General features: G+C 32.2%; 8 protein-coding genes and 2 pseudogenes. 4 read left to right on the top strand and 6 right to left on the bottom strand.

The features are described 5' to 3' along the window. Positions 1–6: 6 nt before the first annotated feature. Positions 7–3,435, bottom strand: a complete 3,429-nt coding sequence (locus AAHF52_RS01450) for an ankyrin repeat domain-containing protein (RefSeq protein WP_264376880.1) — start codon at positions 3,433–3,435, stop codon at positions 7–9. Positions 3,436–4,179: 744 nt separating this feature from the next. Then, positions 4,180–4,598, bottom strand: a pseudogene (tnpA, locus tag AAHF52_RS01455) (IS200/IS605 family transposase). A gap of 127 nt (positions 4,599–4,725) precedes the next feature. Here tnpA (AAHF52_RS01455) and AAHF52_RS01460 point away from each other — a divergent pair. Further along, positions 4,726–5,319, top strand: a complete 594-nt coding sequence (locus AAHF52_RS01460) for a hypothetical protein (protein WP_230609086.1) — start codon at positions 4,726–4,728, stop codon at positions 5,317–5,319. 104 nt (positions 5,320–5,423) lie between these two features. Here AAHF52_RS01460 and ligA read toward each other — a convergent pair whose 3' ends face one another. Beyond that, positions 5,424–7,379, bottom strand: a complete 1,956-nt coding sequence (gene ligA / locus AAHF52_RS01465; protein ID WP_007301909.1) for an NAD-dependent DNA ligase LigA — start codon at positions 7,377–7,379, stop codon at positions 5,424–5,426. A 154-nt stretch (positions 7,380–7,533) separates the two neighbouring features. On the opposite strand from ligA, the gene AAHF52_RS01470 reads away from it, so the two are divergent. Next, entirely contained in the window at positions 7,534–7,818 is a 285-nt protein-coding gene (locus AAHF52_RS01470) for a hypothetical protein (protein WP_096097260.1), read from the top strand. On the opposite strand, the pseudogene tnpA (AAHF52_RS01475) reads toward AAHF52_RS01470, so the two are convergent. After that, positions 7,815–8,233, bottom strand: a pseudogene (gene tnpA, locus AAHF52_RS01475) (IS200/IS605 family transposase). The gene AAHF52_RS01470 and the pseudogene tnpA (AAHF52_RS01475) overlap by 4 nt on opposite strands. Before the next feature lie 542 nt (positions 8,234–8,775). On the opposite strand from tnpA (AAHF52_RS01475), the gene AAHF52_RS01480 reads away from it, so the two are divergent. Then, positions 8,776–9,822 carry an RDD family protein gene (locus tag AAHF52_RS01480; RefSeq protein WP_342068441.1) on the top strand — a complete coding sequence of 349 codons (1,047 nt, stop codon included), beginning with the start codon at positions 8,776–8,778 and terminating at the stop codon, positions 9,820–9,822. A 191-nt stretch (positions 9,823–10,013) separates the two neighbouring features. Next, the gene (locus AAHF52_RS01485; RefSeq protein WP_342068442.1) at positions 10,014–11,906 is read left to right on the top strand and encodes an ankyrin repeat domain-containing protein; all 1,893 of its coding nucleotides are present in this window, start codon (positions 10,014–10,016) and stop codon (positions 11,904–11,906) included. A gap of 270 nt (positions 11,907–12,176) precedes the next feature. On the opposite strand, the gene AAHF52_RS01490 is transcribed toward AAHF52_RS01485, so the two are convergent. Both AAHF52_RS01490 and AAHF52_RS01495 read right to left on the bottom strand, forming a co-directional pair. Continuing rightward, positions 12,177–13,664, bottom strand: a complete 1,488-nt coding sequence (locus tag AAHF52_RS01490; protein WP_342068443.1) for a recombinase family protein — start codon at positions 13,662–13,664, stop codon at positions 12,177–12,179. Next, positions 13,658–14,092, bottom strand: a complete 435-nt coding sequence (locus AAHF52_RS01495; RefSeq protein WP_342068444.1) for a DUF2924 domain-containing protein — start codon at positions 14,090–14,092, stop codon at positions 13,658–13,660. The genes AAHF52_RS01490 and AAHF52_RS01495 overlap by 7 nt, the downstream gene beginning before the upstream one ends. Positions 14,093–14,096: the final 4 nt, after the last annotated feature.

The raw sequence follows: 14,096 nt of genomic DNA on the forward strand, positions 1-14,096 counted from the left end.
GAAGCATTAACCATTACTAAACAAAAAGCCTTGATCTGGAGTAGAATGTTTTAAAACAGAAACATCACAAAGATCTCTCTTAGACTGAGAGTTTTCTTTAGCATGTTTGAGTCGTTTAAATATTTCAGTGTCTGTACCTATATTCTTCTTAGCATAAGCATATAAAAGATCTAATAACTTTCCACCAGCTTGAATAGCAATTTCAATAGTCGTATTTTCATTATTACCATCTGGAGAGTAGTTTAAGCTTGGTTTGAAACCATGTTTATTTTTTGATTCCAGTAATTCTTCTATCTCTACAAGCAATTCATCTAGCTTACCCTTATCCTTTTCATTTGATGCTTCTTTTACCTTTTGAAACAAATTATAATCCTGTCGCAATTTTTGAGAAAATTTTTCTTTGCCTTCTTTATTTTCCTTGTTAATAGATGCAGCTTTTATAGAACCAACATTAATATTTGGATCAGCAAGCAGAAGGTCAGCCACTTCGAAATGTCTACAATCTAGTGCGAATAACAAAGGAGTACTACCTTCCTTAGTTTTAACATTAACATCAGCCTTGTTCTTGAGAAGAAGTTTAACTATATCTACGTGACCATTTTTTGCTGCAAAATGTAAAGGAGCAAAACCTTCCTTACCCCTAGCATTAACATCAGCTTCACAATCCTTCACAAGAAATTTAACTACATTATTTTTACCTTCTCCTGCTACAAAATGTAAAGGAGCAAAACCTTTCTTGGTCCTAGCATTAACATCAGCTTCACAATCCTTCACAAGAAATTTAACTATATCCAAATGACCCATGCGTGCTGCAAAATGTAAAGGAGTCACATCTTCCTTAGACTTAGCATTAACATCAAATTCACAATCCTTCACAAGAAATTTAACTATATCCAAATGACCCATGCTTACTTTAATATGTAAAAAAGTAAAACCTTTCTTATTCCTAGCATCAATAATAGATTTTTTTTCCTTAACTAAATATTCAACTATTTTAAAACTAGCTTTTTCTAAAGCTAAAATGAATATTTCTAGTTCACTATATTGGGATATATCCATTTTTTTAAATTGGTTTATATTGTCTCTACATATTACACTCATTAACTCCTTATTTTTCTTTAATGGTTCCTTCTCCTGATCATTACCTTGGTTCTGTTCACGCTTTTCATTATGAGGCTTTTTGCTATTGTGTTTTCTATTAGTACTATCTTCTAAAGAAAGCTGTGGTTTTACCCCTTGAACTTGATGATATTTTTTAGCTTTCTTCTTTTTATTTTGATTATTTTCATTCTGAAGCTTGATAATATCATCATCTTTTCCTTCATGTTCTGAGCTTTGTGAAGACCTAGAACTTATATCACTCTCTAACACTGAATTTGTATACTTGTTCTTATCTAAGATCTGATTCTCTTCATGATACCCCTTAGCTCTCAATACATTCATAATCTCTTCAGCATACTCTTTTTTTCCTTCGTTTTGCAATTTTCTTGCTATAAGTTCTGCTTGCTCTATGTTTCCTTTCTCTATTAACTCTAGTGCCTTATTTCTCCATTCTTCAGGACTAGATTCTTCTTGCTCAATATTTACATTACCTTCTTCCCTTGGCTCTATTATTTTCAATAAATTACTCTCATCATCTATAATATATACACTATCAACAGCACGAGTAACTCCAACATACAGAGCGTTCATATAAAATTTATATTTCTCCAAAGACTTATCTTTCTTATCCTTATTTCTTGAAGTGTTAACTTCCCTTTCGTTATATGAATCACGAATTCTATTAATAGTATTATCTATCTCCCCCTCACTTTTATTTGGACATGCTATATTCCATATTTCATTATAAGCTTTACATGATGTAAACTTGTAAAGAATCACATTTTCAAATTCCAAGCCTTTGGCTTCATGTATATTAAACACAAGTGGAGTATCAAATAACTGACGTGCACTTTTTTTACTTTCATCATCCAGAGCTAAAACAGCACAATTTATAGATTCATTTACTTTTTTTGCTATTTCTTCTTTTTTATCATCAATAATAAAGCCAACGTTCCCTTTGTTCTTAGTCTCACTCTTCATGAGAAAAGCGTTGTCTACTGTTATTTTATCTTCTGAAGCAAAACAATAATTCTTAAGATGTAGTATACGATTGGCAAATTCAATAACTTGCTCGCTATTACGATAATTTTTCTCAAGGGTATAAAAAACTTCTGACCCTTGGTCAACTATATATCTATTTTGACAAAGAAAAGATTTTAACTTGGATAAAGAGAAAAAACTAGGATGTATTACTTGATTAACATCACCACATAGTAAAAAGTTACTCTTATTCTCATCTTTTAAACTCTTTAACACCAGATCTAATGTGCTCTCAGTTAAATCCTGAACTTCATCTACAACAATCGCATCATACATTCCTTCTGTAATGCACTTATTAGTAACAAGATTAGGATCATAATACTCTGAATCTTTTTCTATAAACTTCCTGTACTCTTTAAAAAAATCATAAACACTGTTCCTTTCGTCTACAGAAAACATAGATTGTCTGTCTCCTAATTTAGCATACCTATCTTTTCCATCTTCTCCTAATAAGCTTCTTCCACCTATCACAGCTGTAAATTCTTCGAATATTTTATCTCCGTCTTTTTTATACTTTTTAAATTTATCTTTTTTGCATATTTCGTTGAACCATAAAAAAAACTTACTTCTATTGATTGGCTTCTTTCTTTTTATATCTTCTGCTTGCTTTTCAAGAAACTCATGAAGAGATAAGAAATCAATTTCTTCTGGAGCAGCAATCTTGAACTCATCATCGTAGTATTCGTATTCAAGTAACTTTTTCGATTCTTTTACAAGATTTTCGGATTTGGTAATATATAGAATTTTTCCTCCCTCAAACTTCTCTTTTATCCTTTTTAGGCTCTCTAAAGCCACTGATGTCTTTCCACTTCCAGCAGCTCCATTGATAACTAAAGGTAATTTAACCCTTTCAACTATATCTTCTTGCTTTGCACTAAAAGTAATAAATTTACCGAGATAACTAACTTGTGGAGCATCTTCAATCTCCAATGTACTTACATTATCAGAAATTTCTTCATTGTTTTTATCTACTATTTCTATGTTTTTTATTTTTTCTCTATTTGTTAAAAATTTAGACTTATGATAATCATGATTCAGAATTACTTCTAAAATAACAAAAGCATCTTTGTTATCAATCTTTATACCTGTAAAGAGTAATCTGTCACTATCACTTAATTTAGCTCGAAAATATTCAATATTCCCATCACCTTTTATTAACTTTATATTCCCTTGGCTTGTACTGTTATTTTCCTCTAAATCTTTAATTATTTCATTAAACTTTCCCCTTAAAGGAGTTTTACCATTATCTAAAGCCTCATCATTAAACTTCTCATAAAACAATACAATACTCATAACTTCTCTTAATTACTTAATTATATTAAGAGTATAATAATATTATTAATATGTCAATATTTCTATTATTATATTAACCTATATTATTTATTAATACGTAATTCTTATCTCATCATTAAATAAGTAATACTGCAAAGTTGTGGAATAAAAGTTAATGAATTTACTTTTTAGGCAGAGCTCTAATATTATAGATCTTTAATAGTATAATCTTCCCATTTGTCCACTCTGGGCCATGTACGATTAGTAGAAGAAAATAAATTTATACTCATTCAGTATTAAACAACTTAAGTAATTTGGTCACTTCCAGCACCCAAAACCAGTTAGTGTGAAAACATTTTTTTTAGAATCAATTGGTGTACCATATAAACTTTTCAATATAGTGATTTTGCTATACCATGAAATCAGCTATATTGGTTTACTTTCACTAAATTTACATATGAACCAATTTGCCTAACTTTGTTGCAATGATTTTAGGCTTCCATTTTTACAACCATATTTTTATAGGCTTGTTTTCATAAAGGTAGGTACTTTTTTTGCGTTTTTGGAAAAATGAACATTAAAGATTTTTATGATTCTAATTTGCAGTATGTTTCTGAAACTAAAGTGAATATTAATAATCCTATATAAAATATAAAAAAATACATAATTCTTGATTTTCTCATAGATATAGTTAATAATTAAGCTATATTATTTTATTCAACCACTATGGATTAAAATCCAAAGATTGAGAGAGAGCATAGAATGCTAACTTTCGACTTGAAAGTCACCAAATTTATCTTCTTTTTTAGAGTGATTTTCAATATAATTTTTTATCATTTCGTCAGTTACATTTCCGCTAGTCCTGACAAAGTAGCCTACTGCCCACAACCCAGTATCTCTTTTTTAGCTCTGGAAAGTTTTGCTGGATTTTTCTGGAACTTTTTCCTTTTATTAACTGCACTAACTTACTAATACTTAAGTATGGGGGTACAGAAACGTATACGTGTACATGACTTGACGCAACTCTACCTCTGATAATTTCTACTTGATTATTTGCACATACTTCTTGTACAACTTCTTTAGCTTTCTTTCCAATATCTCCAACTAGTACTGGATATCGATATTTTGTTATCCACACTATGTGATATATATACAGAGTGACTGCTTTTTCTATAATATTCCACATTCTTTCAGATTTTTCACCTTAAAATTATATTCTTAAAAGGATGGACTTCAAGTCCAGGGTTTTTCTCCCAAATTTGGGACAATAAAATAGAAAAACAAGAAAAATCTGCTAAATATAAGTGGTGGGTGGAGCTGAAAAAATATCTTGCAAAGCTGAACAAGCATTATCCAGAAGAAAGAATTATTCAATATTCCAATCAAGAGCTAAATGATTTACAAAAATTAAAAGAAATAGTAAATAAGTTTATTGAAGCTTCTGATTATCAGAATAAGCTGTGCCAAGATGAAAATTATCCAGCTCTTTCTTATTATAATACAGAAATAGACTTGGAAAGGTTAGAGCAAATAACACGTAAGTTTATTAACGATTCTGGTCACATATCAGAAAAGGAGGTGTTAAAGCAAAAAAAGCTTCAAATACCTTTACCAGGGGAAAAGCAATTGGTAGAAAATTTGAGAAAATTAGAAAAAAGAATATCTACTTTCATTCAATCTGTTTATGAAAAAACTGCACATGATGAGCAATATCCAGGCTTTGTTCGGTCCCCTAAAAAGAAAGACTTTATGATACTAGCACAAATAATACATGAGTTGTTTCTTGAGAAAGATGATTTCGAATCTGTAGATAAGGAAGAATTACCTAGTCCATATTTAGAAAAAGTTAAAGAGAAATCATATATTAGAGGGGTGCTTAGCTATTTAACTTGCTTTGTTGCATAACTGTTTATAAAGAGCAAGGAGTGTTCAATTGTATTAAATAAGAGTCTGATATTAGTTTTCAATTCTTCTATCAGTTAATTCATTCCCGTCAGATTAAGTTGTGTTTAGCACAATCTGTTCCACTGTTCTTCATCTAAAATTTCCACACCCAATTCCATTGCTTTTTTATATTTTGAACCTGGATCTTCTCCTGCAATTAAATAGTCAGTTTTAGTAGAAAGGCTTGAACTGATCTTTGCCCCTAAAACTTTAGCTCTTACTTTTGCCTCCCCTCTACTCATAGCACGTAGCTTACCAGTAAACACTATAATTTTGTTATTCAAAAAAGAATCGCTAGAGTTGGAGCTCACGGGAAGAATTTGCAGATATGCAGTAAGATCATTTAACATTTTAATGTTACGTTCCTGAGAAAAAAACGATTTTAAAGATTCAGCTACTTTTTCTCCTATACCATCTATACCTACCAACTCAACATCATTTGATGACATCGAATTATACCAGTTATCATAAGATACATAATAATTTGCGAGCAATTCTGCTACAACTTGGCCGATAAATCTGATACCCAAAGAAAATATGAACCTATCTAGAGAGATTACTCTTCTGCTTTGTATAGCACTTAATAGATTAGCTATTGACTTCTCGCCCCAACCATGATGCTCTTTTAAGGAAAACTCTTTTAATCTTTCCTCTAAAATAAAAATGTCTGGAATTTGTCTTATTAGTTCCAGATCATAAAAAAACTTTATTTGTTTTTCACCAAGGCCAACAATGTCAAATGCATCTTTTGACACAAAATGTTTTAGTTTTTCTACTATTTGAGCCTTGCAATTAAATTCTTCAGGACATCTTACTGCCACTCCTTCAATCTGCACTTTACTACCACATTCAGGACATATGTCAGGAAAAACAAATTCAGGCATATTTGTATGACGAGAACCTTCATCTACTTTGACAATTTGAGGAATTACATCTCCAGCTCTTTTAATTGTTACAACATCTCCTTCTCTTATATCTTTACGTTTTATCTCATCTTGGTTATGTAGACTTGCTCTGCTAACTAGCACTCCGCCAATATTAACTGGTACCAAATCTGCAACTGGAGTTAAAACCCCCGTTCTACCCACCTGTATAAATATTTTATTTAACTTTGTCTTCGCATAAATCGCAGAAAACTTATATGCAAGCGCTGAGCGTGGCGCTTTGTGTGTACTTCCCAGACGACTTTGTAGCACCAAATCATTCACTTTATAGACTATCCCATCGATATCATAATCCAAGTTATAACGACAATCATAGATCTCGTTATAGAACTTTAGCATTCCATTCAAACTACTTGTTAAGGAACGATGCTCATTTACGCAAAAACCAAGTTTCTCAAGTTTTTCTAGTACTTCACTTTGACTTTTCTCTATTCCACCAATTAAAGAATAAGCAAAATATCTAAGAGGCCTTTTTGCTGTAATGTTCGCATTCAATTGCTTTAAAGAACCAGCAGCTGCATTTCGAGGATTAGCGAATTCATTATTTTCATTTAACTTTAAAAAGTCGCTGTTACTGATATATATTTCACCCCTTACTTCTAGTCTTCCTTGCACATCTTGTAAAAACTTAGGAAAGCCTTTTATTGTTGCAACATTGTGAGTTACATCCTCTCCTACAAAACCGTCACCTCGAGTTGCAGCTTTAACAAATTTCCCATCTTCATAAATTGCAGAAAATGACAATCCATCAATTTTTGGCTCACATAATATCTCTATTTCATCTGCAATTAAAAATCTCTTTATTTTAGACAAAAATTTTTCTACACCTTGTTCATCATAAGCATTCTCAAGAGAAAGCATAGGTTCTTGATGTTCCACCTTAGAAAATCTCTCATCAGGCGGAGCACCAACACTATCTTGTGTTGCATAAGCTTCTGGCTCTATTGCAGCTAACTTTTTTTTCAGTTCATCATATTCAGCATCACTTATCTCTGGCTTACTTTTTTGATAATATAAGATATTATGATAATTAATTTGATTTTGCAGTTTTTCTCTCATCTTTTCCAAGTCAGTCATGATACCAATATAATGCTCTTTGCCGTCAAGTCATGAATTTTTTCAAAAGGTACTATAAATTTATACTACTGCCCTGAAAAGCAATACTAATATTAATATAATTTTTGTACTTGTATATTAATGTTAGTATAGTTTTTAAATTAAGGAGTACATTATGAAAGAATACAATTACAAAAATTTGGCTGACGAATCAAACTTCGGCTCTCAAGTGTATCGTGCAGGAATGTTTGATAAAATTCTTGGTATAAGCAAAACAGCAAAAGAAGCTGCGAATCAAGTAATATCTAAAATGGGTAACGATTTAAAACTAGAAGCTAGAAAAGCAGCTCAAGATGAAGTAAAAAAAATAGAAGGAAAAATGCTAACTTTAGCTGAAGAGAAAGCTATTCAACCACTATGGATTAAAATCCAAAGATTGAGAGAGAGCATAGAATGCTAACTTTCGACTTGAAAGTCACCAAATTTATCTTCTTTTTTAGAGTGATTTTCAATATAATTTTTTATCATTTCGTCAGTTACATTTCCGCTAGTCCTGACAAAGTAGCCTACTGCCCACAACCCAGTATCTCTTTTTTAGCTCTGGAAAGTTTTGCTGGATTTTTCTGGAACTTTTTCCTTTTATTAACTGCACTAACTTACTAATACTTAAGTATGGGGGTACAGAAACGTATACGTGTACATGACTTGATGCAACTCTACCTCTGATAATTTCTACTTGATTATTTGCACATACTTCTTGTACAACTTCTTTAGCTTTCTTTCCAATATCTCCAACTAGTACTGGATATCGATATTTTGTTATCCACACTATGTGATATATATACAGAGTGACTGCTTTTTCTATAATATTCCACATTCTTTCAGATTTTTCACCTTAAAATTATATTCTTAAAAGGATGGACTTCAAGTCCAGGGTTTTTCTCCCAAATTTGGGACAATAAATTACATTAACTTAATATTATATACTATTAATAAATTAAATAGTATAGTCATTTCCAGAACCCAAAACTAGCTAGTGAGAGAAGAGTTTGTTTTGGGATGCGTTGGACTACCATACAACACATACGAACTTTTTTATATTCTGACTTTGCTATACACTAAAACTAGCCATATTAGCCCATTTCATCCATATCTACATACGAACTAATTTGCTCAAGCTTGTAGAAATAATTTAAATCTTCTATTTTTATAACCTTATTTTTACGCGGCTTGTTCTCACAAATATACGATGTTTTTATGTTTTTTAAAAAAGTAAACATTCAAGATTTTTATGATGCTAAAGGAACCCATGTTTTCTATATAAACGTAAATATCTCTCATGCTCTCAACCAGCAACAATTTTACTATTATTTAAGCACTAACATAATAACATTAGATAATGGTGTTGGGTACACAAATGGGTGTTAGAATGAACTATGCAAAAGTTACTAAACGTATTGCAGCGTATTTAGTTGACCAAGCAATATTCCTAGTCTGCTGTTCTTTCTTTTTTTTATTAATTTCATTTATATTACCAGAAGAATCTTTTACTAACTTTTTTAATTATATCTTTCCTGATACTGACATTGATACAGAACTCATATCAAAACGATATGAAATATTAGAAGACTCAGGTACATTACTAGCAAGTTTAGTATATATAGCATTAGAAGTATTAATGATAATAAGACTTGGTTGGACTCCAGGAAAATTGCTATTTGGTATATACATAAAAGATGCAACCACACTGAAAAATATTGCTTTTATGCAAGTAGTAATAAGAAGCACTTTCAAGACGTTTTTGTTTGTATTTTTTGATACTTATGAGTGGTTTTTAATTTTACCAATATTGATCCTAATACTTGTGCCTGTAATATTTGATCAACGTAAGCAGTTTTTCTACGATAAAATTGCAAAAACAGTAGTAATGGATTATAGATCTGAAGAATACTATCCAAGATTGAACTATGTATATGTGGGAATAACTAGACGCGCTATAGCATATATTATTGATCATTTCATTATTAAGGGGACTCTTTTAGTCTTTGTTTTTTTTCTTGCAGAAATGACTTTTTTACCCTTTAAATTTAAAGTATTGATCATGTGTTTACGTATTTTGCTATCAATTCTTTTAGAAGTATTAATGGTGAAAAGATTTGGTGGCACTCCAGGACAATTGCTGTGCCGTATTCGTATAAAAGATGCAGATACAATTGAAAATGTCACTCTAACACAAGCAATAATCCGGTGCGTTTCGTTTGAAGTGATTTGCTCATCCATATTCATTATGAGGAGATTTTCTGTTATGTTTGCTTATGAATGGTGGTTTGATCCTTTACCAGATTTAATCCTTATGATCATAATGCTAATTTTTATGTGTGCAATATCTGATCAACGTAAACAGTTTTTTCATGATAAAATTGCAAAGACAGTAGCTGTAAATTATTGTAAATCTTCAAGCTGATTTCTTTTTCAGTTATGGGTTTACGCTTACTTTTTCTCTACTCAATTTCTAATCTCTATAAAATTTATTAAAGAAACTATTGACACTAAAAATGTCTGTGTTACAAGTAAGCTGTGTTTGGTATTTACATAAAGTGTTTACGATCATTTGATTTGGTGAGGATAATTTTTAGTTATATTTAAGGGGGTGAAATGCGGATTGGTCAACAACAATCAAGTAATAGTACAATTAATAGAGTTATTCAGCCACTACAGTCTAGTGTTTTAAAGCAAAAAAATCTTAGCGATAAAGTTAGTGATGTAGAGGTAAGTAGGCTAATAGATGATACAGTAAAACTTAGTCGTTCAAAGCGAAGCAAGAAAGGTAAGAAAGGTTCAAGTACACAGCATGTGCGAAATAAGTGGAATAAGAAGAATAGAGAGAAAGCTCGGGAAATAGTAGGTGAGGCTGTAGACTATTTTAATGGTTATGAAGACCAACTTATTTACAACAGAACGTCACAAGGGGCTATTACTCTAGGTAGCAAAACAGCGATGTCTCTAGAACAGCTTAATTTAGAGCTAATTAACTCTGTAAAACAATCTAATCTTAACAAGGTTAAAGAGTACATTAATAAAGGAGCAGATATAAGTACTAAAGATAATCATGGTAAGACACCTTTGCATATAGCTGCTAAGAGAGGTCTTTTAGATATAGCAAAGTTTTTATTGGATAAAGGAGCTGATATTGATGCTCAAGAAAATAAATTTGGTCGAGCACCTTTGCATTTAGCTGCTGCAAAAGGTCACTTAGATATAGTAAAATATCTTATAGAAAAAGGTGCTGATGTTGATGTTTATCAAGGTGGATGGAGTTATAGCACTGCGCTTCACTTGGCTGCTCAGAAAGGTCATTTAGATATAGTAAAATACCTTATAGAGAAGGGTGCTAACCCAGAAGCTACTGATGGTGGTGGCAAAACTCCTCTGCAAAGGGCTACTCAGAAAAGTCATTCAGATATAGTTGAATACCTCAAGGGAAAAGTGCCACAAATCACAGAGAGACAACAAGTTGTAACAGAAGTGCCGCAAATTACAGAAGATTATAGCAATATATCTTTACACTTTGCTGCTGAGCAAGGTAATTTAAACGCAGTGAAATATTTTGTAGAAAAAGGTGCTGATATTAATGCTAATAATTGGTATGGTGGAACACCTTTGAAGCTCGCAGTTTCGAATGGTCACTTAGATGTAGTAAGGTACCTTGTAGAAAAGGGAGCTAGTGTAGATTTAAAGGATAGCAGCTGGAATGCAAAGGGCTGGGTTCCTCTACACTTTGCTGCTCACAAAGGTTACTTAGACATAGTTAAGTGCCTTATAGAGAAAGGTGCTGATGTTAATGCTAAGAATAATTATGATTCTTCTACTCCTTTGCACGAAGCTGCTCAATATGGCCACTTAACTGTAGCAGAAGAGCTCATAGAAAAAAATGCTAATATTAATGCTAAGGATAAGTATGGTTATACTCCTCTGCACTCTGCTGCTCTAAATGGTCACTTGGCTGTAGTAAAAAAGCTCATAGAGAAAGGTGCTGATGTTAATGTTAAAAATAATAACGGTCAAATACCATTAGATATTGCAAGAAGCAGAGGCTATTCACAAATTGTTGAATTTCTGTCATCTTATCAGCATGAGAGTCGTAATCGTCGTGATATAGTATCAAGCAACTCATGGATGAACGATAGTATTGTCAATTGGGTCAAGGGTTTCTTACCATCTACAAAATCCCCAGATTTACTTACTTCTAGAGAGCATAGTAGTACCACTGCTACAGCTATACCGGAAATAAACACTACTGTAGTAAATAACACACTATTATTAGGTATTCTAGCTGCTGGTCTGTTTAACAAAACGCAGTATAGGCAACCAATGCATGAAAGTCTTTTATCACCAAGAGAGCAATCGATGAGGTTAAATAATGTGGATGAGAAAATGATCATAAGGGCCATACAAAAGGGTGAAGAAAAGTTTGGGGATCCTAAAACTGAAATGGATGAAGTGAAAATTAGTGGTAATAAAACTGGAATATGGAGGGGATTTTTCTAGCTTAATATTTATTCTTTTTCAAGATTGTGTTGAGCTAAAAGAAAACTACAGGCTAGTCTATTTTTTCGATCTTTGTACTTGGTCTTAGCGTATTATATAGCTCAGTGTGCTAATACAACTAATCACTTACCATATTAAAGGAATAATTTTGAAGTTCTGGAGTTGTTTCACATGTAAGTGACGATTATCACTATTTTCAGTATATAGTTAAGTTTTCAACTAATTTATCCAAATTTTAAAGTATCAGTTTTCTGGCGCATACTGTCGCTTTTATAAATTAAGACCGTAGAATTTCTTCAATTGCTCACTCCACAACATCGGTATTTCTCTCAAATCAACTAATTTCAAATCTCTTGGCTGTTTCCCATTTACTATGTCTTCTTTAATCTTCGGAGCTAAATAATTCAACCTTAAAATTTGTTGTATACGTCTTGTACCTATATTAATTTTGGCACTCAGCTCTTTCACACTTCTATATTTTCCTTCTTCTAGTTGACGTTTCCAGGAATGGGCTCTTACCACTGCTTTCAGTAGCGCATTATTTGTTTTTCCTTCTGGCTCTACTACTGTACATTTGTTTCCTTTCTTCTTCATTGGTATAAATTTTTCCTCTGATTCAGAACTCACCCGTATTCCATCCTCTCTCACCGTTACTCCCTTTATTAACTTTTTCACTACTTCTTTTTGCTTTCCAAAACTTAAATTTTTCCATTTTTCTTCGGTCTTTTCTTTCCCATTTTTATATAGCTGCTCTACTCCCTTCATTACTTCTTTTTCTACTTCTCCTGCTACTATTGTTCGATTTATTGATTCACAATTCTTTCCCCTTAAGTGATTGTTGCATACGTAATATCTATACCTTTTATTTTCTTTTTTTGAGTACGTTAGTGTCATATTTACATTACAGCTCTTGCACTTAATTATTCCCCTAAGTAGCGCTTCCTCATATTTTGCTTTTCTATATGGTTGATTTCTTATCAATTCCTGTGCTTTTTGCCATTTTTCTTTTTCTATTATTGCATTGTGCTTTCCCTCATACTCTTTCTCATAATGTCTTATCTTTCCCATATATATTGGATTTATTATTATTCTTCTCACCGTTGCCTTTTTAAAGATATCTGATTTTGTTCTGTAACCTTGGCTATTTAACTCCCTTGCCAACTCTGCCATTGACTTCAGCTCTACATACCTTTCAAATATATGCTTTACTGTTTTTGCTTCTTTCTCATTTATTATTAATTCTTTATCTTTTACATCATACCCAAGTGGCAAAGTTCCACCCATCCATAATCCTTGTTCTTTTGATGTTGCTATTTTATTTTTTACTCTCTCCACTATCATTTCTCTTTCTAGTTGTGCTGCTCCTGATAACACTGTTTGCACAAACTTTCCCATTGGCGTATTATTATCAAATATTTGTGTTACTGCTATAAAATTTACTCGATGCCTTCTAAAAAATGACGTTACTTCGATGCTGTCTTTTGTTTCCCTTGATAGTCTGTCTAATGTATATACTATTACACAATCTACTTCTCCTCCTTTAACATCTTCAAATAATTCCTTTATTGCTGGTCTTTCTAAATTTTTCCCTGAATAGCCACCATCATCGTACTTTTTGGCCAATGCTACCCAGCCTTCTCTGCTCTTTATGTATTTTTCACATGCTACTCGTTGCGCATCAAGACTATTAAACTTTTGTTCTAGACCATCTTCATTTGACTTCCTAGTATATATCGCACATCTTACCTCTTTCAGCATTCTTTCTCCTTATCTCTCATTCCAAATAGAAGCGGCCCATTGTAGCTCATTCCCATTATTTTTCCTGCTACTGCTGACAATGACGTGAAAAATTCTTCTCTGTAGATTAAACCCTTATCTGTTACCATTACCGCATGCGTCTCTTCTCCTCTCTCTAGTATTAATTCTGTCCCTTCTACTGGTAGTTTATCGCTACTTATTCTTTTTCCCTTTTCTAGCCGATCTGCCAGATACTCTAGTCTTTTTGTTCCCTTTCTTGACATTTCTCCATACGCTTTTTCCTGCATTCTATAAGCTAATCTCGGTATCAGATATTTCTTTGAGTATCTAGGCGCTTCTTCCCCAAATACCTTCTTCCATATTCTTCTCAACTCTACCAACGCTTTTTTCTCTAAATTCATTACCTTCTTTTCTGTTTCTCTTTCCATATTT

The sequence above is a fragment of the Wolbachia endosymbiont (group B) of Melanargia galathea genome, assembly GCF_964030625.1.
GTDB lineage: Bacteria > Pseudomonadota > Alphaproteobacteria > Rickettsiales > Anaplasmataceae > Wolbachia.

Bases quoted from the DNA above. Each gene is read 5' to 3' on its own strand.
- AAHF52_RS01450 (WP_264376880.1), bottom strand. From the start codon at position 3,435: ATGAGTATTGTATTGTTTTATGAGAAGTTTAATGATGAGGCTTTAGAT.
- ligA (WP_007301909.1), bottom strand. From the start codon at position 7,379: ATGACTGACTTGGAAAAGATGAGAGAAAAACTGCAAAATCAAATTAAT.
- AAHF52_RS01470 (WP_096097260.1), top strand. From the start codon at position 7,534: ATGAAAGAATACAATTACAAAAATTTGGCTGACGAATCAAACTTCGGC.
- AAHF52_RS01480 (WP_342068441.1), top strand. From the start codon at position 8,776: ATGGGTGTTAGAATGAACTATGCAAAAGTTACTAAACGTATTGCAGCG.
- AAHF52_RS01485 (WP_342068442.1), top strand. From the start codon at position 10,014: ATGCGGATTGGTCAACAACAATCAAGTAATAGTACAATTAATAGAGTT.
- AAHF52_RS01490 (WP_342068443.1), bottom strand. From the start codon at position 13,664: ATGCTGAAAGAGGTAAGATGTGCGATATATACTAGGAAGTCAAATGAA.
- AAHF52_RS01495 (WP_342068444.1), bottom strand. From the start codon at position 14,092: ATGGAAAGAGAAACAGAAAAGAAGGTAATGAATTTAGAGAAAAAAGCG.